The organism is Streptomyces sp. 11x1, assembly GCF_032598905.1.
In the GTDB taxonomy this organism is placed as follows: Bacteria; Actinomycetota; Actinomycetes; order Streptomycetales; family Streptomycetaceae; genus Streptomyces.
Genome location: NZ_CP122458.1, coordinates 7,607,171 through 7,626,923 on the forward strand (window position 1 = coordinate 7,607,171; position 19,753 = coordinate 7,626,923).

The following is a 19,753-nucleotide window of genomic DNA, read 5'->3' on the forward strand; positions in this document are numbered from 1 at the left end:
GAAGGGCCACTGTCAGTGCCCTGTCGTAGGGTTCCGGCTCGTGAAGCAAGCTGATGACACGACAGGCATTCAGCAGACACATGCCCTGCTGGAAATCGTCAAGGCGTTCGCCGTGTGTGAGCACGCGATGGCCAGCGAGGAGCTGGACGGCCCGAAGCGTCTGGACCGGCTCATCGAGGCCCACGGGATCCTGATGGCGGCGTGCGGCCCCGGGCATCTGATCCGCTTCGAGGAACTGCTGGGGAGGCTCACCGGTGACCGGGCAGGCTCCCTGGAGGGGCTGCTGCCTGACTGGATCGACACTCAGGCTCTCGCCGGCGTGCGGTTGATGGACAGTGAGGGGGTCGCCACCGAGGACGGGTTCGACTTCCGGCACGAAGCCCAGCGCGTCATGCGGGCCGCGCAGAAGGTCGGCAAGTTCAGCGGCCAGGTGACGAAACCCAAGCTGGATGACGAGTACAGCCAGGAAGCCGTCTTCAGCGCGATCAAAGGCCCCTTCTACGAGAGGCACCGCACCACGCTGGTGGAGAACCCGACGGTCCTGAAGGGCGGTCTCCCCGACCTCAAGCTGCCGTCCCGGGCGAACGACTTCTACAAGCCGATCTCCCAGTACGCGCAGTACAACGGTTGGTGGTGGCCTTGTCCCGCCTGCCAGTGGCCGATGAAGGTGGCAGCCACTCGTTCTGGTGCACGCATCCAGGGCAGGGTGCGGTGCCTGTATCCCTGGCACGAGGAGACCGGCGCGTCCTACGAGTTCGTCGTGACCGCTCGGAAGAAGTCGGCACCCACCCTGAGCCCGACGTTTGGGTGCAGAGTCCCGTCCGGACGCTTCGCGGCACTGTGGACCGGGGCTCTACCGCAGGTGCCGGAGGCCAAGCCCGTCGAGGAGTACGTGGCGTTGGTGCGGCCGGTGTGGCGCTACACCGTGGTCCCCGGCCTCCCCGAACTGGCTCTTCACCGGGCTGTCTCAGCGGACCTTGAGGGCACGGCTTGGACGTCACACCTGTGGCCCAACGGAGACCAGTGCGATCACTGGATCACCCACCCGAACAGCGGGAAGCCGGCGTTCCCCGCCGACTTCAAGGACTACACGTGGGTGAACCATCTGGTCAGCAAACTCCACATGGACGGTGGCGACCGAGGAGGAGCGGATTACCTGGTCGTGCCTGACCACCGCCAGGAGCAGGTGGCCCAACTCGACATGGTGTGCCGCACGTACGGGATGAAGGCGGCGATGACCGCCACCGACTACGTCGAGATGGTCATCACGGGAGTCAAGGAGGGCCGGGTGTGAGCGGGGAGATGACAGGGCGGGAAGCCGGTCTGGCGGGGGCACTCGCACTGGCGGCGCACTACTTTCCGCGTAAGGACGACGAGGGCCGGGTGCTGGCCGGTTTCGAAGAGGCTTCCTTCTTCGCCCACCGCAAGCCGCGGGCGTGGTCGGAATGGGCGGGCCTGCCGGTGGCCGAGAGGAACGTCATCCGTCAGGTGATGGTCCTGATGTCGCCGGAGTGGACGGACCCGAAGAAGCTCAAGTCGGCGGCCCTCGCGTTGCTCGGAGCCTTCGCTCCCGATGCCGACACGGCCGACAGGACAGGTGGTTCGCTGCGACTGCCGACCAGGGAACCCGAAACGGCCGACGCCGTGATTCCCCGGGTGGGAGGGAACTGCCTCGACTATGCGCGGCGTGTTGTCGGCCCCTTCTTCACCTTCGGCAAGCGCCCCAAGGCGCAGGCGTTCGTCGGTCCCGGCACGCACAGGACGAGAACCGCCTACCTGGGCAAGGAGCACGGCACGACCAGCCGTGACATCCACATCCAGGAGACCCCCGGCTTCCTTGAAGCGCCCGGTCACGAGGCTCTGCCACAGGTGAGGACCCGTCCGCAGCGCGACCGTGTGGCACCGACGGTGAAGGAACTCCTGAAGGTTGCCAAGATCCTCAGCGGCCGGAACAAGAGCGTCGCCTACCTCCACAAGACCCTGAAGCGCTTCTTCAAGGGCATGAAGACCACCGACGGCGCGCTGACGGAACTCGACCTGTCCTCGGGGGACCTCCAGGTCCTCAACGCCCCGACGGGAAGCGGCAAGACGGTCCTGGTGCGGGTCATGGCGTCCTGGGCGGCGCTCAACGACGTCCGTATCGCCCTGGCGGTCACCGACGTCCGCGCAACCCTCGACATGGCCTGGGACATCAACAACGACCTGGCCTACCTGCACAGGGAGAGACATCTCCCCGAGCCCGCTCACTGCACTCCTCTGATGTCGCCGACGAGCATGCACCGACGGGCCATGGACTACGCGGCCCTCAGCCCCTCCACCCAGATCGACCAGTGGGATCGTCGTGCCAGGACCGACATCGGGCTCCTGTCGGCCGGCTGCGCGCAGCGGGCCCTCATGGACCCACCGAACCTGTACCCGTACGGCGAGGAGAACTGCACGTCGCTGACCTCCGCCGTCACCGGATCCACCCGGCACACCTGCTCCTTCGCCCCGGTGTGCGGCAAGTTCCAGCAGTTCTACCAGGCCGCCGACGCGGCCGTGATCGTCACCAACCACGCGAACCTGCTGGAAGGCCGGACCCGCATCGGCGTCGTGCTGGACGGGCAGGAGTTCCGTGGCAAGGCGCGCGGTACGAGGGGCATGAGCGTGCTGGAGATGACGCTGCGGGTCTGCGACGTGATGCTGATCGACGAGATCGACGCCTTCCAGACGGCCGCCGTCAGCCGCTGCACCTCGGAGATCACCTTGGCGTCCCGGAAGCGGACGACCGCTCTTCGGGAGATCGACCAGGACGCCAAGAACCTTCCCATCGTCCACGAGATGGACCTGGTGTCTCCGGTCAGCCACGCCCGCCTGATGGCCGAGATGCTGCTGCTGTGGCTCTGCTCCGGCAGCGGGTTGAAGCTGAACCCGGGCAACGAGACGGACAACCCCGACGGAGCCAGCCGCGACAACACCGGCTGGCGCCTGGCCCGTTCCCGGGACCGCGAAATCCTCCAGCTCCTCTTCCCCGACCAGACGGCCGGCGAGGACATCCCCCCGGACCTCTTCGCCCTTCTCGAAGAGGTCATGCCCGCCCACCGGCATGAGTCCGAGTTTTATGAGGAGACCGAACTCCCCGAGGGAGCCGACTGGGAGGCCGTCCAGACAGCCCTGACAGTGCTTACCGCCCAGCGGGGCCAAGACCATCTCACCGACACGCGCGAGGAGATGCGTAAGCTCCTGGCAGGCATCGTGCCGGATGCGTACAAGCGGTCAGCGGTGGTGAACCTACTGGTCACTCGTACTGTGCTCCGGGAACTCGACGCTGCGCTGGACAGTCTGCGCGAGCGGGCACAGACCCTGCGTTACCTGGACCTCGGGTCAGTCCGCAAGATCCTCGAAACCATGCGCAGCAGTACGGTCGCCACCCTCTACCCCCTGGCGATGCTGGGCCGGTCCATCCACGGCTACCAGGTGAAGGGAATGGACAACAAGGAGAAGGAGGCGGAACTCCTCTCCCGTTCCTTCGGTGGCGATCCGCACACCTTTGTCTCCGAACTCGGCGGCCTCACCGCCCTGCTGACCGCCGGAGTGCAGCGACCGGTCATGGGCCTGTCCGCGACCGCCTACCTTCCTCAGGCCGTACAGGAGCACATCCATGCCCCCGTGCGCTGGTGGCTGCCCGACACCCGCCCCGAGTCCATCGTCACCGTCCCCACCCCGGTTCGAGGCCGCAACGGCGACGCCATGAGAATCGGAGGACTCCCGCCCGAACTGAAACCCAACGCTCTGCGCGACCTCGGCAGGGGCCTGTACGAGCAGCAACTCGCCAAGAGCCTCGCCCGCCTGGAGAAACAGGAACCGGAACGAGCCCGCGTCATCCTCGCTGTCAACTCCTACGAGCAGGCCGCCTACCTCGCCTCGGGGGTGGCACAGGCAGACGGCCTGAACCATCGGGTCTGCCTGCTGGTGAAGAAACCGGAGAAGCAGAACTACGAGGAGCATCTCCCCGCCCACGTGGACAGGATGGTCCGGGAGGAGCTGAAGGAGTTCCCCGACCGCGGTGAGATCCTGATCGCCCCGCTCGCAGTCATCGGGCGAGGCCTGAACATCGTGGTCGGTACCCGCTCGGCGGTCCGCGACATTTACCTGTGCGTCCGGCCCGTCCTCAGCATCGAGGACACCGACTGGATGCATGCGAGCGTCAACGCCGCTGGAGTCAACGCCCTTCCCATAGAGGGCAGTGATGAGCCGCTTCCAGTCCTGCGGAAGGCCAGCGAAGCCTCGTGGAAGCAGCTCTCCAAGATCCTTCGTTCGCCGGCCCGGTTCTCCAACATGGACCACGACCTCCGCAAGGAACTCGTGGCAGGCATGCTCGTGCTGCTCATCCAACTCGCCGGCCGAGCCCGCCGCGGCGAGACCGACATGACCCTCCACATCGTGGACCACTCCATCCACGACAAGAAGTTCAGTTCGGACCTGGCCACGATCATCAAACAGATCTACGCCGACTGGAATCCGGAGCAGCGCGAGATCATGAACGAGCTCTACGGTCAAGCGCTTCAGGCATTCCTGACCTATGCGGGACTCGACCGCGACATGATTTGAACCACCCACTGCCAGTCTCCGCCTTTTCGAGACGGAGTTGCGACCGCTTCCCTCTGCCCGGGGAGAAAGACCAGAAAGACGAGGTAACGCCCAATGGGGCGAAGCAACAACCAGCGGGATCTCACCGCGCGCACCACCTCGATCAGGTGCACCAGGGAACTCCTGGACGGCATGACTGCCATGGTCTGGGACTTCGGGGACTACCACTCGCCTACACGCAGGGCGTGGAGGGAACTGAGGGGTACAGCCGCGCAGAACAGCAAATGGATCAAGAACGAACAGGAATCCGACCCGTTTCTCGTTCCGTACTCCATCGCCGTCACCGTTCTCCAGCAGATCACTGACGGCTACGTCTACCTGGACAAGAACCTGGCGTTCATGGTGACGCTCAACCCCGTGAAGCCCGAGATCCTCAGGGATGTCTTCGCCTACCTGGAAGGAGTCGTCCGCAAGGTTCCTGTGGACGAGATCCCTTTGAGGGATGTCCCCGACCTGGCCAAGCGCATCGCGGAGACCACTCCCCAACGCCTGAGTCTCGCCGACAACATCCTGCCCAAGGACGACGGCAAGCCCGCCAGCCCCGACAGCTGGGCCTACGAGGCGGTGAGGTGGCACATCGCCAAGAAGCTGGCTTCCGTGTCGTTCCAGGACCGGGAGATGGAGCCGGTCCTTGAGGAGTACGAGGGGAAGAACGGTGAGACCAAGCACAGGACCGTCGACTGGCAGCCCTCAGGGAACGTCGCATCGTTGGACTACCGACCTGTCAGCAACGGTGACCTGATCGCCTGGGACAACCCCATCGGTCCGGTCTTCGCCGGTCTTGCCCACCCGGTGGACCTCGGTGATGCGGTCAAGGCCCGGCCTGAGAACCCCACCCGGGCACAGGTCCAGTACGCGCTCTCCCGCCTGTCGGTCAAGATGGCCACCTACACGGCCGAACCCAACCCCGTCCTGAACCTGAACGCGCACATCCGCCGTGTCAACAACACCGTGATCCACTCCAGCACCGTCCTGGTGGACCAGGGGAAGGACCGGCCGCTGCTCTCCCTGTCGTTAGACGGACGTGGCCTGCGTCAGACGAACAGGCACGCGTTGGAGATCCTGGCGAAGATGGACGCCGACAGGACCTCGCTCAACGCCATCGAGGAACGCGTCACCCACGAGCGAAGCCTGCTCAACGCCAGGGACGAGAACGGCAAAAGGATCGACATCCTGACGCCACCGCCCGGAACGATCCGGCCCACGATGCCGAAGACGGACTCCTTCGCCGTCGGCACCGGCGCAGGCACCCACCACCTGGCGCTGCTCCAGGAGCACATCGGTCGTGCTCTTGGTGACAAGGTGTCCGCCCTTGAGCTGAAGTCGAAGGGGAACATCTTCGGCAAGCGAGCCCATGAGCCGGCCACCTCCGCCGAGGGCAGGGACAAGACGCGGAAGAAGGAGAGCGGCGAGTACGTCGATCTCGTCGGCAAGCCCTCGCCCGAGAGCATCCGTCGCTCAATCGAGACGGCCGGGTACAAGACCCTGCGCATCCTGTGCTTGTGGTACCGGGACGAGACCCGGATGCGGATGATCCACGGCCTGGCCCACCCCTACGGCCTCGACCCGGACGAACTCGACCCCATCGAGGGTGAATCCGTCCCCCTCGCGCCTGGCTTCGAGGTCGTCTTCTGCAACGCCGAGGAGCTTCTGGCACACGGTCCCGCTACCCAGCGGGCCTCGGACACAGAAAAGATCACCAGCCGGTTCGCGGAGCCCGGCGTTCTTCTCGCCGCCTGGTGCGAGACTGAGATCCCCGTGCGAGGCGAAGAGCACGAGGGAATGAAGCCCGCCGACGTGAAGAAGGCCCTTGAGGAAAGCGACGCCAAGCACCAGGTCGTGCGCGAACTGGCCAAGGTCACGGCGCCGTCCCAGTTCCTCGTCGGCCGCGTGTACGACCCCTTCACCAAGACCTTCAGCATCGTCAAGAGGCCCAAGAAGGCCTTTGAGGACCACCGCGTCTACATGGGCCTGCTGGATCTCTACCGGTCGTGCGGAGTCGTGGACGACCGCTTCGAGCGAGCCCTTTACCCTGACGACGACCCCTACCCGCTGCCCCGCATGGCGTTCGTCGGTATCCACATCCGCAAGCAGGCCACCGATCGCAGGTTCAAGGGAGAGCCAAAGAGGATCATCTGCGCCAGCGCGATCATCCCCTCCCGGGAACCCGGCGGCCCCTGGCGCATGCTCGGCTGGAGCAACATCCACCCGGAGTGGGAGCACTACGCCTTGGCGCAGAGCAACTTCCACGCCGCCAACTACCCCCTTCACACGGAGGACGGGGACAGCGATTTCCAGCGCTGGGCACAGGCTGGCGAAGACGTCCAAGAGGCTCTCAAAAACCTTCACGACGAACTCGACGGACTCCCGTATGCCCTGATGATCGACGGCCACGCATGCCGCCGCGTATGGCCTGGCCTCCAGAACAAGAAGCAGGGCCTCAGCAAGGACACCGACGACCCTCGCCTGTGGCTTCCCGGAACCGGGCTTCCTCTTTCCTGGAACCCCGTCAGCATCCTTCGGATGAACTGCATGCAAGCAGAGATGCCGCGACTGGTCTCCGTCACCGAGAAACAGAAGAACGGCAAGACCGTCACCCTCAAGACCTCAAGCGACCTGTATTACCCGGAAGACCGGCCTGAAGGCCACCCCTGGTTCCTGTTCACCGTGCCCCGCAACTACGGCAAGAAGCGCCACGGACAGTGGAAGACCCGCTGGCGTGCCGACCCGGGCAAGGCGTCGAAGAACGCCGATGAGCGCAGGGAGAACGAGCTGAACTCGCCGTGGTACAGCATGACCACGCGCGAGATCACCCCCATGTACACGCGGAAAGGCTACGACCGGGAAATCCTGGCCGTCGCCGCGGCCCGGCTCAGCCACCAGGCCATCTCCTGGTCAGACCGGACCCGATACCCCGCTCCGCTCCACGCGGCGCTCCAGATGGACCTCGGCCACCCCCAGTACCGACGCTCGGCGCCGAAGGACCCCGAGAGCGTCGAGATCCTGAACGCAGCCAACGGCATCGACGCGTAGACGCCAGGCATTGACACACGGCAGCCCGTGTCCCGCATCGGGGCACGGGCGCGCTCGTGCATGGTCGTGAAGGGACTCTGACCTGCAGGTGAGGAGATGGGTTGGAGCATGCGGCAGAACTAGGCGGCAGCTCTGGCGTTCCCCGGTTGGGAGGAGCTCACCTGCCCCATGGCCCGGTCGATCGTGATCTCGACCACCACGCGCTCCGGATCCGGAGAAGGCGTCCGCCCGTACCGCTTCCCGTAGCGCGCCACAGCATCCTCTACTGCGGCTGGGTGCGTGCGGACTTCGGCCGTGCCCTCCAGCGTTGCCCAGCGTCCTCCGTCCACTTGGCAGACGGCGACGCGTGCCTTGCCGGGGAGCGCTGCCTGAACGTTGGCGACTTTCCTGCTTGATTTGCGGGTGATAACCCGAGCGATACCGGCGTCGACGTCCACGGTGACTCCAACCGGCACGACGTGGGGGCGGCCATCAGGCCGGAGCGTCGTCAGGGTGCACAGATGGTACTCGCTCCAGAACTCCACGTAGCCATTTTCCTGGCTCTGCATCTCGGTGCGCATGGCTGGAAGCGTAATCGCGAATCACGTCCCGACTGGCCGAAAGTGGCCATGGCCACATCTCGTCGTCTGCTGCGTGGACTGGGAATTTCACTGCCTTCCATTACTAAATGGCCGATTTGTAAGCAGTGAAAATATCTCGGATTGGTAACGAACCTGAGGCCTCCCGGTGCACTTGGCGTGGGCGCGTCATCCCTGAGAACTGCCAGTTCAAAAGCATGATCTACAGCCGTGTGCGTTATTTTGGTGCGATTTGTTGGGTCGCAGTTGAGGGGTGCTTTTCAGTCAGGTCTTGGTGTGGGCTTCGCGTAGTCTCCGATGCTGTTCCCAAAGCCTGCTGCGGACGCTTTGCGATGTGTCATCGACTGTTCACGCTAGCGACGTTCGGCACCAGGTGAATCTTGGGCGCGCACTCGTGTGGTCCAAGGATCGGGGTGTTCGCGGCAAGGGCCGCGTACTGCTCTCGCTCCCCGGAGCACCTCGGCTGCGTGGTGCAGCGGGGACTGGACATCGTAGAAACGGCGCGGCCGTCGCCCGGCTCCGTCTCGGAGTCATCCACGGCTGGTACGGAGGGATCACCGATGTGGCCTGGAAGAAGTGACCGCGACGCAGCTCAGCCCAAGGCTCCTGCGGAGGAGGGAGTGAGCCGCAGGCGGTTGGGACGGTGGCGTACCGCTCCGAAGCGAACGGTGGAGCGAGACCTGCACCGCCGACTACGGCGAGAGCTTCAGAGTCTCGGCATACAGCCGCCGCTGGACGTGAAGGAGTTGTGCCGGGCGCTCGGCGAGAGGCGTGGGCGCCCGATTGTCCTGCGGCCTTTCCCACTGGAGAAACCCGGACCATCGGGGCTGTGGGTCGACATGCCGCAGATGGACGTGGTCCTCTACCAGCAGGAAACGACCCCCCTGCATCAGGACCACATCATCCTGCACGAAGCGTTCCACATCATCGTGGCCGAGGACGAGCCGGTCGAGGAGGGGCAGGAAGCTCCGGACGACTTCGTCGAAGGCTGGGCCACGATGATCCCGGTGCTTGATCCCGCCCTGATCCGGCGTGTGGCCCGCCGGTGTTCGTACGACGACGGGGAAGAGTGCGCTGTCGAACTCGCGGCCACGATCATCCTGGAGTGGTCGTCGGTGCTTGATCACGTCACCCCGCTCTCCGAGGATCCCTCCGTTCGACGGGTTCAGGCGGCGCTGGGTGACCGGCGAGGGTGGCTGTGACCCGTGACCGAAGTGATCCTCCTGGGCCTCGCGGTCGCCGTTGTGTGGAAGTTGTACCAGTGGTCGCGAGCGCCTCATGACGCGCCGCTTCGTTCCGTCACGTTGTGCCTGCTGAGCGCGGCGCTGTCGTATCCCCTGGCCATGCCTGGCGGTGCCTCGGGCGTCGACACCGTGGCCGGGCACGGCACCGCGAAGCTGGTGCAGAACGTGCTGCTTCTGCTGACGGTCTACTTCCTGATGTGCTTCTACCTGTACTCGGCTGACGGGCAGGCCGGTCGGCTCCGCGCCAGGCGGGAAGCCCTCCTTGTGGCAGCCGTGGCAGTGGCGATCACGGTCGCCGCGCTGTCGGTCCCGCACAACGTGTTCGCCGGCTCCTTCAGCACGGCGGACATGACGATTCCGCAGATCGCCTTCTTCTACGGCGGCGCCGGCCTGTACCTCATGTACGCCCTCGGCGCCGCCGGCCGCTGGACCCGACGCTATGCCCGCATGTCACGGCGACCGCACGCCACGGGTCTGTGGATGGCCGCCGTCGGCCTCAGCACGATGGCGGTGGCCTGCGCTGTCCGAGCGGTCTTCGTCGCCATCCGGTGGAGCGGCGGGACCGTGCCACAGCCGCTCATGGCAGGTGTCGCGTTCCTGCTCGTGGTGTCCATCCTGCTCTTCTTCGTGGGCGTCACCTATCCGGGGGCCCGCTCGAGGGTGACGTCGGCGCGGCTCTGGATGCGGCGCCGTCGTGACCACCGTCGGCTGGCTCCGCTGTGGCAGCTGCTCGCCGAGGCATATCCCGAGAACGTGCTGCGGCCCGCTTCGTCCGGGCTGTGGGACCGGTGGCGGGCGCGCGGCGTGCACCGCCGCTACCACCGACGGATAGTGGAGTGCCGTGACGGACTGGTCGATGTCAGCCCGCACCTGGCCGACGCGTCGGAGGGCATCGAAGTGCTCGATCTGCCCCCGGCCGTGCTGGCGGACCGCCTTCGGCACGCTGTGGACACGATCGGAAAGGGAGCCCTTGTGCCTCGTCCGGCGGTACCGCTGGCGGTGCCCAAGGAGGCCGACCGGGAAGCAGACGTCCGCCAACTGATCGCCGTGTCGGACGCACTGCGCCTGTCCGCCTGACCAACGAAGATCAAGGAGAGACCAGATGCTCATCACCGCAGGCCGAGTCCTCGTCGGCTCCGGGACGTACCTGGACGACGGTGCCATTCTCGTCGAGGGTGATTCGATCACGGCGGTGGGGCCGCGCGCGCAGGTCGCTGAGCAGGCAGGTCAGGACGTGGTGCGCCTCGCGTTCCCCGAGGGCACGATCGTGCCTGGTCTTATCGACGCGCATGTCCACCTCGCGTTCGACGGAGGCGCGGACCCCGTGGCCACGCTCCACGAGTCCAGCGACGACACCCTGCTGACGGACATGCGGCGCCGTGCGGAGCAGCTCCTGCACAGTGGGGTGACGACGACCCGGGACCTCGGCGATCGCAACGGCCTCGCCCTCCGCCTGGACGAGGAGATCGCCCGCGGCATTACTCCGGGCCCGCGGATCGTCTCGGCGGGCACGCCCGCGACCCCACCCGGCGGGCACTGCCACTTCCTCGGGGGCGAGGTCTCCGGCGTCGCCGAGGTCCGCGACCTCGTACGGCGCAACGTCACGGCGGGTGCCGGAGTGATCAAGGCAATGGTCACAGGAGGCGGTCTGACCAAGGACGGGCCGAAGAGCTGGCAGAGCCAGTTCACCCCGGAGGAACTTCAGGCCTTGGTGGACGAGGCCCATCAGGCCGGCGTGCCGGTGGCAGCCCACGCTCACGGTACGGACGGCATTGCCGCGGCCGTGGAAGCAGGTGTCGACACGATCGAGCACTGCACGTGGATGACGAACGACGGCTTCGACCTGCGTCAGGACGTCCTGAAGCAGATCATCGACCGGGACATCGCAGTCTGCCCGGCCGTCAGTCCTCACTGGCAGATGCTCCCCCGCTTCTTCGGCGAGGAGCGCGCGGCTGCCATGTTCGACCTCGTACGGCAGATGGCCGAGGCCGGCGCCAAGCTCATCGCCGGAACCGACGCCGGAGTCCAGCGCGCAGGGTTCGACGGACTGGTGCCTGCCCTGGCGTTCTACGCGCACCTGGGTCTGCCGAACAGCAAGATCCTCGATATGGCGACCGCCGACGCAGCTGGCGCGCTGGGGCTGGGCGATACGACGGGGCGAATCGCTCACGGGTTCCGGGCGGACCTGCTGGTGGTCGACGGAGATCCCCTTGAGGATCTCACCGCGTTGAAGGCGGTCCGGACGGTGGTGGCCGCAGGGCAGCGGCACGAGCCGCGCGAGACGACCGCACAGCCGTAGGTGACAGCACGTCCGGGGCTCTTCGGAGTCCCGGACAGGGCGCTACTCGTTCGCCTCCGGTTCTCTCTGCTCCAGCTCCGTGACCAGGTCGTTGACGAATTCCATGACGTTCGCTGGCAAACCCTGGGTGCCCGTCCCCCGACCTCTGACCCGGCCCACGGCCCCGCTCCTCGACGCTGACAGGAGCCGGAGGCCCTCGTAGACCTGACGGGCCACGGCGTCGTCCGGCTGAAAGTACATCGGGGACACGCCGAAGAAGGCGGCCAAGCCCTCAAGAACGACGGGCGAAGCCATTTCCGCGCCGCCGATCCGGAGATCCCGGACACCCTCCCAGGTGATGACCTTCGACCCGGCATGAGAATTGACGGCGTCGGCGATCTCCGAGTCCGTCGGCGGCCCCTGCTGCCCGGGGTACGAGCGCTCCAGGATCAAAGTGATCTTCTCGCTCAGCGTGCCGGGCGCCCCCGCAGAGGCCGGGACGATCCCCGCATCCTCGGCGGATTGGCCTCCTCGGGTCTCCTGAGCCTTGGCGATTGAACGGGCCTCTGCCCGCCGGAGCTCTTCCTCGCTCACCCGGTATGCCGCCGCCAGGTCCGGAACGTACTTGTCCTTGAGTCGCCGCTCGCCGCGTTCGGCTCCCGCCACCGGCCCGGCGCTCTTGGTGCCGATCAGCGCTGCCGTCTCGTACTGGTAGTAGCCGGCATCGCACCGCAGGTCCGTCAGATCGGGCAGTCCGGTACGCGGGAACAGGTCGTTCAGTTCTCGGTTGAGGACGCGGGCCAGCGCGGGCAACTTCTCCGCATCGGGGATCGCATCCCCGGATTCCCAGCCGGCGACCGTCGAGTCGGCCACGCCGAGGGCCGCAGCCACCTCGGCCTGCGAGATCTCGGCAGCTCGCCGCACCGTGCGCACACGGTGTCGGTCGAAGTGACGAGCAGACATCTCATCCTCGTTTTTCGTCAAACCGAAGGAATATCGGCGCGTTGACTTTTTTGTTGAGTCGGAATAGCTTCAGCCTAGCGAAAAACGGGGGGCTTCGCACGCTTACTCGATCTTCGCCTTCGGTCTCTCCGTGATGCCTCCGGATAAGGCTGGATCTTGGCGCGACCTGCGCATATGTTCGTCGTCGCTCGCCGGGCAGCCCGCCTGGGGGGCGACGGTAAGAAGGAGACACGTATACGAGACGGGCAGACCGACCGGGCCGGATAAGCCCGGAACTACACCGGCGCCCGGGAGCTACCAACTCCTGGACGCCGGGCGGGCACCCCGAGGGGCGCCGATTCACATCTCGCGGGCAGCGGGGCTTTTGCACGAGAACCGCCACACCGCGCTCCTACGAACAACGGAGTATCGCATGCTCGCCACGCCGAGCGGCACCCTGGCATGCCCGGATACGGCCCGCCAGCACCGCCTCGCGGCCCAGCTCGCCGACATGATCCCCGGGGCGGCCACCATCCGCGTCAGCCTCACCGCCCCCGCGCAGAAGTGGCCTCACCCGCACACCGTCGCCAAGGACGCGGGCGGGGTAACGGTCGAGCTGAGCCGGACGACCGCCAGGGTCGCGGCACGCTGGATCATGCGGGTCTGGCCGGACGCGAACTGGACCCGCCCTCACACCCTCGACCTCATCACCGCGACCCTCACCCGCAGCGATCTCGTCGGTCGGGGCCGCTGACATGGCACGGATCCGGACCATCAAGCCGGAGGCGTTCTTCTCCGAGTCGCTCGCCGAGGTGAGCGTCGAGGCGGAGCGGACGTTCTTCGGCCTCCTCACCCAGGCGGACGACCACGGCCGACATCGCGACAACGCCGCGATCATCGCGGGGCTGCTCTGGCCCCTGCGGGCCGAGCACACGTCGGTCCACGTCGAGGACGACCTCCAGCAGCTTGCCGACGCCGGCCTGCTGTGCAGGTACACCGGCTGCGACGGTCGCCGCTACCTCCATGTCGTGACGTGGTCCGAGCACCAGAAGATCGACAAGCCCAGCCAGTCCCGACTGCCCTCCTGCCCGCAGCACCACGCGGGGGCCCGGTGCGGTCCTTGCAAGGGGACCTGCACTCGGCACCCCGAAGCGTGGCCCACCCCTCCCCGAGGACTCGCCGAGACTTCGCCGAACGCTCCCCGAACCCTCGATCTGCCCGCGCAGTCCGCTCCGACGCCTCCCATGCCCCGGAGCGGGACCCCGGCCGCCCGGCAGGACCCCTTGGTCGGCCTCGACGGCACCCCTGATCGCAGTGACGAGAAAGCCGCAGGTCGGGAGGCATTCGCCGGGGGCTCCCCGAAGCCTCCCCGAAGCGTCGGAGAGGGCTCGGCGCCTGGATCAAGGATCTTGGATCCTGGATCTTCATTCCCTACGGGGCGCACAGCGCCCGCCGCCACCGTCTCGGCCAACGACCTGATCGGCGAGTACGTCGCCGCGTGCGACGAGCGACCGCCCAGCGACGTGATCGGACACCTCGGCCGCATCGCCAAGAAGCTCCTCGGCGAGGGCATCGCCCCGGAGCACGTCCGCGCCGGACTGCGGCGCTTCGCGGAGATCCAGGGCCACCCCAGCCGCCTGCCGAGCCTGGTCAACGACGCCATGAACGCACGAGCGGCCGGTTTGGCGCGGCCGGGAAACCGGCCTAACGTGCCCGCTCACCAGGCGTGGACCAACCCGGTCGACGCTGCCGCCGCCTACGCCGAGGAGCTGTGATGCGCACCCGTACCCGCGACCCGCAGACGCTCGGCGGCGCAGGCACCCTGGACCGGATGGCCCGGATCCTGGCCGCCCGCAACATCGACCCGGCAGCCGTCGCCGCTCTGGTCGACGAGCCCGAGTCCTTCTCCCCGCTGGACGCCCTGCTGGCCGCGATGCCCCCGCGCTACCAGGGCGCGGTCGCCGACCATCCGCAGGTCCTGGACTGGGTCCGGGACGTCGCCCACCAGGCCGTCGCACCCAGCCTGGGAGCCCGGCGGCAGGTCACCACCGGCCCGAGTCTGCTGATGGCCGGGGTGGTCGGCGCGGGCAAGACACACCAGGCGTACGGGGCGGTCCGACGGCTGGTGCAGACCGGGGTGGGCGTGCGGTGGCGCGCGACCACGGCCGCCGACCTGTACGCCGACCTGCGCCCTCGCCCCGGGGTGGACAGCGAGCGGGAGCTGGCGGACGTCAGCCGGTGCCCGCTGCTGATCATCGACGACCTCGGCGCGGCCAAGGCGTCCGAGTGGGTCGAGGAAGTGACGTACCGGCTGATCAACCGCCGGTACAACCACATGCTCCCGACGCTGATCACCACCAACCTGGCGATCAAGGACCTCCGGGCCCACCTCGGCGACCGCGTCACCTCCCGACTCGCGCAGATGACCACCCGGGTCGAGTTCGAGCCGGTCGACCGCAGACGCCACCGCCCCGCCGCCTGACCCACCGCCGGCCGTACCGCCGGGCCGCGCCTCCAGCGCGTCGCCCCATGCACCTCCCGACCCAGCGCACCCCTCCGCTGACGCCCCTGCGCGCGGAGAGCGATCGGAGCAACCCGCATGACCACCACGACGATCAGCCCTGCCCGCCACCGGTCGCTCGGTGACCACACCTGGCAGGACCAGGCCGTCTGCCAGAGCACCGAGTACAACCCGGTGGACCCCGACATGTTCTTCCCCGAGCCCGACGAGACCGCCAAGATCGCCGCAGCGAAGTCGCTGTGCGGCCAGTGCCCGGTCCGCCGCACCTGCCTGGACGCCGCCCTGGAAGGCGGCGACACCCACGGCATACGGGGCGGGATGACCGAGGAGGAGCGCGGTCCGCTGCACGAGAACATCGCCAGCCGACTCGACTACAGCCGGGTCAACGCCACCGTCGCCGGGCGCGACGTCCACCTCACCAAGGCCGAGCGCCGAGCGGTCGTCCGTGCTGCCTTTCGCCACGGCCTCACCGAACAACGCCTGGCCTGGCTCCTGAAGATCAGCGAGGAGCACGCCCAGAAGCTCTACCGCGAAACCCGCCGAGCCCTGCGCAACCGAGACCTGGAGCAGACCACGCAGAACACCCCACCCCCTGAGACCGACGGCAAGCAGCTGGGCCGCGACGACTTCGGGACGGCGGCGTGACCATCGCGAGCGCGCCGAGCACGGCGCATGTCACCGGGTGGGACCGCGCGGTCGTCATCGCCCTCGGTGGTGCGGGATGCGCCCTGTCGTACGACGCCCTGCAGCAGATGGCCGTCGCCATCCACGTCCGGGGGCTGCTGACCTACCTCTTCCCCCTGGTGATTGACGGGTTCATCGCGTACGGCATCCGCGCCCTGCTGGTCCTGCGCGACGCACCGCTGCGCGCCCGGCTCTACGTCTGGACGCTCTTCGGCACGGCCACCGCCGCCAGCATCTGGGCCAACGCGTTGCACGCGGTCAGGCTCAACGAAGAGAACACCTCGGCCACCGGGCTGCGGCTTGGAGACACGGTGGTCGCGGTGCTGTCCACCATCGCCCCGCTGGCCCTGGCCGGAGCGGTGCACCTGTACATCCTCATCGCCCGGGGGCCGGTCAAGGCCAGCGACCGAAGTGACCGTGATGGCCTCGGTCAGCTCGGTCACCCCGGTCAGCCCGAGCGTCTCCCGGTCACTCGGACTGACCGGGTCGGCCGTCGGCAGCAGTCGCCCGGTCAGGTCAGCGCCGGACAGCCGGCCACCGCCCTGACCGACCGGCCCCGCCCGTCCCTGGACAAGCAGACCCTGGTTACCTGGACACTGACCGGGGACAGCGCCCCGGCGGACAGCGGCATCCCGGACAGCAGCCATCGCGACAGGGAGCCCAAGGCTGCTGACCTGGGCGGACAGCCGGACACCACCCCGGCGGTCAGTGACCGACAGACCGTCACCGAGCCGGTCAACGGCCACCCGGACAACCTCCCGTCGGCGACTGACCGGCCGGTCACTCCGCCACCGGTCACTGACGGCACTCCCCGGGCAACCGGTGGCCGGCGACCTGACCCGGACACCGAGGAGCTGCTGGAGATCGCCCGGTCAGCGGTCAGGGCCGAGGACAAACTGACCCGCAAGGTGGTCGCCCAGGCGATCCGCGGTCAGCAGATCCCGCTCTCCAGCGACACGCTGACCGCCCTGATGGTCCAGCTGCGCCAGCAGCACGGCCAGTCGGTCACCGCCCCCCGGAACTGACCGCACACCCCATGGGGCGGTGACCGAGCCGGACACCTCGGCCGGTCACCCGCCCCGGACAGCCCGCCCCACAACGTCCTCCCGTGAACCGGAGAGCACTGCCATGCGCACGAAACCCGCGACACCCGCCGAGGTGGACACCTGGCTGACCGTCCTGCACCAGCGCGGCCACCTCCACTGCGCCGAATCCGGTCCCGACAACACCTGGACCGTGCAACGGTGCCCACACAGCCGCCCCTGGACCCTGCACCACCCGGTCCTGGCCATGGACTGGATCGAGGACATCGTCCGCGACATCCGTCAGCAGGACGCGGAGACGGGCCGGTGACCGCCAACGACCCGGCGGCCACCACGTCCGGACCGCAGCGTGACCCCAACTCGGCTTCAGGCGGAGCAAGTTGTCGCATACGACGGTCCTACGGCCCGTCGTATGCACTTGCCCCCGCCCAGGGGAGCGGAGGAAGTCCGGCTGGTCCCCGAGCGAGGGCGCGCGGGGACCAGCCGGACTCCCGGCACCAGGGGGCGCCCGTCGTGGGAGGAGAAGCAGACGACCGCGCCCCGCGCGAGCAGCAGAGCCCGAGCCAACCTGCGTTCCCCGACCGCAAGCCGCGCCGCCGCACCCGCAACCCGAGCCAGCGCACCCACAAGACGACCACCCGCCTGTCCGACACCGAGAAGACCGAGATCACCGCTGCCGCCAAGCAGCGCGCCGTCACCGTCGCCCGTTTCCTCGCCGCCGCCGGCCTCGCCGTCGCCCGCGGATCGACCATCGTGCACACCAACGAACAGCTCGACGCCGCCATCGACGAGCTGGCCGCCCTGCGCACCGCCATCTCCCGTGTCGGCAACAACATCAACCAGATCGCCTTCGTCTACAACGCCGGAGGACAGCCCCTCCCCGGCGAACTCGACCGCGCCCTGACTACCGTGAACCGCGTCCTGACCCGCGTGGACGACACGGCCGACACCCTGGTGAAGAAGCGCCTCTGATGGTCCCCAAAATCCGACGCGGCTCGCGCACCCACGGCCTGCTCGTCTATCTGTACGGCCCCGGCAAGCGCGACGAGCACACAGACCCCCACCTCGTCGGCAGTTGGGACGGCTTCGCCCCCGACCCCGGTCGCGACACGAGCCCCGACCCCGACCCCAAGGCCACCCTGGCCCGGCTCGCCGCCGCCCTGGACCTGCGGGTAAAGCAGGCCGGCGACAAGGCCCCGGCCCAACACGTCTGGCACTGCTCGGTCCGTACCGACCCCGGCGACCGGACCCTGACCGACGACGAGTGGAACACCGTCGCCCGCCGCCTGGTCCACGCGGTCAACCTCGCCCCCGAGGGCGATCCTGACGGCTGCCGCTGGGTCGCGGTGCGCCACGCCGACGACCACATCCACATCCTGGCCACCATGGTCCGAGGCGACCTGCGCCGGCCGAGGATGAACTACGACTTCAAGAAGGCCCAGGCCGAATGCCGTCGCATCGAACAGGAGATGGGCCTGCGTCGGCTCAAGCCCGGCGACGGCACCGGAGCCAAGAAACCCACCAGCGCCGAGCGCTTCAAAGCCGAGCGGACCGGCCGACCCGAGACACCGCGCGAGACGCTGCGCGAAGCCGTCCGCCAGGCCGTCGCCGGAGCCGCCAGCGAAGCCGAGTTCTTCACCCGCCTTCGCGAAGCCGGCCTGCGCGTCAAGCTCCGACACGCCCCCTCCGGGGACGTCCTCGGCTACACGGTCGCGCTGCCCGGAGACCGCAACCGCGACCGTGAGCCGGTCTGGTTCGCAGGCTCGACCCTGGCCCCCGACCTCTCCTATCCGAAGATCCAGCGCCGCCTCGCCGACGGAACCCCCGAGACGGGCCCGCTGCTGCCGGAAGCCGACAGCGTCCGGTCGGACTGGTCGCCGCCCGCACGGGGGCGACGCACCGCGACCGGGGTCGCCGAGCGCGCCGCGATCCTCCTGGACAGCGACGACGACGATGCCGCAGCCCAACTCGTCGGAGTCGGCGAACTCCTGGACGCGGTCGCCCAGACCTCCCCGGCCGCCACCCGCGCCGAACTTGGCGCCGCCGCTCGCTCCTTCGAACGTGCCACCCGCAGCCACGTCCGAGCCGAACGCGCCGACACCCGGGCGATCCGCTCGGCGGCTCGGGGCATCATCCAGGCCGGAGGCGCGCTCGGCCGAGGAGAAGACGGCGGCACCACCGCCATGCTCGTCTCCACCCTGGTCCTGGTGGCGCTGGCCGCAGCACGCTGGCACTCCGCACGCGGTCACGCCCAGCAGGCCGAAGCCTCCCGTCAGACCGCCGAGCACCTTCGAGCCGCCTACCGCCAGGCCGCCGCCGCACCCATGCAGGCCCTGCGCGACCAGGGCCGAGCCTTGCCCGAAGCCCAGCGCCGCGCCTACGAGACCACCATCCGCGCCGCCCTGCCCGGGAACCGCACCCGCCCCGGCACGAGCACGAAGAACGACGCCCTGGCCGCCACCCTGGCTCAGGCCGAGCAGGCAGGCCACGACCCGAAGGCCCTCCTGCAGGAGGCCATCGCCATGCGCGAACTCGACACGGCCGAGGACGTGAACGACGTCCTGGTCTGGCGACTGCGCCGCCTCGCCCAGCTCCCCGCCCACCCGGGCGAAGCCACTCGACGCCCGCAGGTCGGCACCGGTCGCGCCACGCCTCCCGCCAACCCGGCCAGCGTCCGGACCGCGCCCCCGGCCTCGCCGAGGCCCACCGCACCGGACCCGCGCAACCGCCCGCCGCGCCGCTGACCAGCAGGCCCGCCACCGGCCCGCCGACTGTGCGAAACCCCTGGACAACCGATTCCA

16 protein-coding genes are annotated in these 19,753 nt (G+C 68.2%); 14 read left to right on the plus strand and 2 right to left on the minus strand.

What is annotated here, in order from left to right:
- Positions 1-40: 40 nt before the first annotated feature.
- From P8T65_RS33425 to P8T65_RS33435, 3 genes are all read left to right on the plus strand, one after another.
- Complete coding sequence (locus P8T65_RS33425; protein WP_233443424.1) at positions 41-1,294, plus strand: hypothetical protein; 1,254 nt, start codon at positions 41-43, stop codon at positions 1,292-1,294.
- A complete protein-coding gene (locus P8T65_RS33430; RefSeq protein ID WP_316728920.1) occupies positions 1,291-4,590 on the plus strand; it encodes a hypothetical protein in 3,300 nt (1,099 codons plus the stop codon). Before P8T65_RS33425 ends, P8T65_RS33430 begins: the two co-directional genes overlap by 4 nt.
- 93 nt (positions 4,591-4,683) lie before the next feature.
- The gene (locus P8T65_RS33435) at positions 4,684-7,662 is read left to right on the plus strand and encodes an RNaseH domain-containing protein (protein ID WP_316728921.1); all 2,979 of its coding nucleotides are present in this window, start codon (positions 4,684-4,686) and stop codon (positions 7,660-7,662) included.
- A gap of 119 nt (positions 7,663-7,781) precedes the next feature.
- On the opposite strand, the gene P8T65_RS33440 is transcribed toward P8T65_RS33435, so the two are convergent.
- A complete protein-coding gene (locus P8T65_RS33440) occupies positions 7,782-8,222 on the minus strand; it encodes a TIGR03618 family F420-dependent PPOX class oxidoreductase (protein WP_316728922.1) in 441 nt (146 codons plus the stop codon).
- A 755-nt stretch (positions 8,223-8,977) separates the two neighbouring features.
- Between P8T65_RS33440 and P8T65_RS33445 the strand changes: the two genes are divergently transcribed.
- The 3 genes from P8T65_RS33445 to P8T65_RS33455 are packed head-to-tail and all read left to right on the plus strand — an operon-like array spanning position 8,978 to position 11,783.
- The gene (locus tag P8T65_RS33445; RefSeq protein WP_316731813.1) at positions 8,978-9,442 is read left to right on the plus strand and encodes a hypothetical protein; all 465 of its coding nucleotides are present in this window, start codon (positions 8,978-8,980) and stop codon (positions 9,440-9,442) included.
- A gap of 3 nt (positions 9,443-9,445) precedes the next feature.
- Complete coding sequence (locus P8T65_RS33450; RefSeq protein WP_316728923.1) at positions 9,446-10,561, plus strand: MAB_1171c family putative transporter; 1,116 nt, start codon at positions 9,446-9,448, stop codon at positions 10,559-10,561.
- Between the two features lie 25 nt (positions 10,562-10,586).
- On the plus strand, positions 10,587-11,783 hold the full coding sequence (locus P8T65_RS33455) for an amidohydrolase family protein (RefSeq protein ID WP_316728924.1): 1,197 nt from the start codon (positions 10,587-10,589) through the stop codon (positions 11,781-11,783).
- 42 nt (positions 11,784-11,825) lie between these two features.
- Here the strand turns inward: P8T65_RS33455 and P8T65_RS33460 are convergent, their stop codons facing one another.
- A complete protein-coding gene (locus P8T65_RS33460; RefSeq protein ID WP_316728925.1) occupies positions 11,826-12,725 on the minus strand; it encodes a helix-turn-helix transcriptional regulator in 900 nt (299 codons plus the stop codon).
- A gap of 412 nt (positions 12,726-13,137) precedes the next feature.
- On the opposite strand from P8T65_RS33460, the gene P8T65_RS33465 reads away from it, so the two are divergent.
- The 8 genes from P8T65_RS33465 (at position 13,138) to P8T65_RS33500 (ending at position 19,696) form a co-directional block, all read left to right on the plus strand.
- Positions 13,138-13,458, plus strand: a complete 321-nt coding sequence (locus P8T65_RS33465) for a transcriptional regulator (RefSeq protein WP_316728926.1) — start codon at positions 13,138-13,140, stop codon at positions 13,456-13,458.
- Position 13,459: 1 nt separating this feature from the next.
- Positions 13,460-14,479, plus strand: coding sequence for a hypothetical protein (locus P8T65_RS33470; protein WP_316728927.1), 1,020 nt, complete (start codon positions 13,460-13,462; stop codon positions 14,477-14,479).
- Positions 14,479-15,186 (plus strand): ATP-binding protein, encoded by a 708-nt coding sequence (locus tag P8T65_RS33475; RefSeq protein ID WP_316728928.1) that lies wholly within the window; start codon positions 14,479-14,481, stop codon positions 15,184-15,186. Before P8T65_RS33470 ends, P8T65_RS33475 begins: the two co-directional genes overlap by 1 nt.
- 117 nt (positions 15,187-15,303) lie before the next feature.
- The gene (locus tag P8T65_RS33480) at positions 15,304-15,870 is read left to right on the plus strand and encodes a WhiB family transcriptional regulator (RefSeq protein ID WP_316728929.1); all 567 of its coding nucleotides are present in this window, start codon (positions 15,304-15,306) and stop codon (positions 15,868-15,870) included.
- Entirely contained in the window at positions 15,867-16,934 is a 1,068-nt protein-coding gene (locus P8T65_RS33485; protein WP_316728930.1) for a DUF2637 domain-containing protein, read from the plus strand. Before P8T65_RS33480 ends, P8T65_RS33485 begins: the two co-directional genes overlap by 4 nt.
- 103 nt (positions 16,935-17,037) lie before the next feature.
- Positions 17,038-17,262: a hypothetical protein gene (locus tag P8T65_RS33490; RefSeq protein ID WP_316728931.1), complete on the plus strand. Its 225-nt coding sequence runs from the start codon at positions 17,038-17,040 to the stop codon at positions 17,260-17,262.
- Between the two features lie 203 nt (positions 17,263-17,465).
- Positions 17,466-17,924: a plasmid mobilization protein gene (locus P8T65_RS33495; RefSeq protein WP_316728932.1), complete on the plus strand. Its 459-nt coding sequence runs from the start codon at positions 17,466-17,468 to the stop codon at positions 17,922-17,924.
- Positions 17,924-19,696 (plus strand): relaxase/mobilization nuclease domain-containing protein, encoded by a 1,773-nt coding sequence (locus P8T65_RS33500; RefSeq protein WP_316728933.1) that lies wholly within the window; start codon positions 17,924-17,926, stop codon positions 19,694-19,696. The genes P8T65_RS33495 and P8T65_RS33500 overlap by 1 nt, the downstream gene beginning before the upstream one ends.
- Positions 19,697-19,753: the final 57 nt, after the last annotated feature.

Excerpts from the sequence above, each read along its gene's own strand:
- P8T65_RS33435 (WP_316728921.1), top strand. The coding sequence starts at position 4,684 with ATGGGGCGAAGCAACAACCAGCGGGATCTCACCGCGCGCACCACCTCG.
- P8T65_RS33440 (WP_316728922.1), bottom strand. The coding sequence starts at position 8,222 with ATGCGCACCGAGATGCAGAGCCAGGAAAATGGCTACGTGGAGTTCTGG.
- P8T65_RS33455 (WP_316728924.1), top strand. The coding sequence starts at position 10,587 with ATGCTCATCACCGCAGGCCGAGTCCTCGTCGGCTCCGGGACGTACCTG.
- P8T65_RS33460 (WP_316728925.1), bottom strand. The coding sequence starts at position 12,725 with ATGTCTGCTCGTCACTTCGACCGACACCGTGTGCGCACGGTGCGGCGA.
- P8T65_RS33465 (WP_316728926.1), top strand. The coding sequence starts at position 13,138 with ATGCTCGCCACGCCGAGCGGCACCCTGGCATGCCCGGATACGGCCCGC.
- P8T65_RS33470 (WP_316728927.1), top strand. The coding sequence starts at position 13,460 with ATGGCACGGATCCGGACCATCAAGCCGGAGGCGTTCTTCTCCGAGTCG.
- P8T65_RS33475 (WP_316728928.1), top strand. The coding sequence starts at position 14,479 with ATGCGCACCCGTACCCGCGACCCGCAGACGCTCGGCGGCGCAGGCACC.
- P8T65_RS33480 (WP_316728929.1), top strand. The coding sequence starts at position 15,304 with ATGACCACCACGACGATCAGCCCTGCCCGCCACCGGTCGCTCGGTGAC.
- P8T65_RS33490 (WP_316728931.1), top strand. The coding sequence starts at position 17,038 with ATGCGCACGAAACCCGCGACACCCGCCGAGGTGGACACCTGGCTGACC.
- P8T65_RS33500 (WP_316728933.1), top strand. The coding sequence starts at position 17,924 with ATGGTCCCCAAAATCCGACGCGGCTCGCGCACCCACGGCCTGCTCGTC.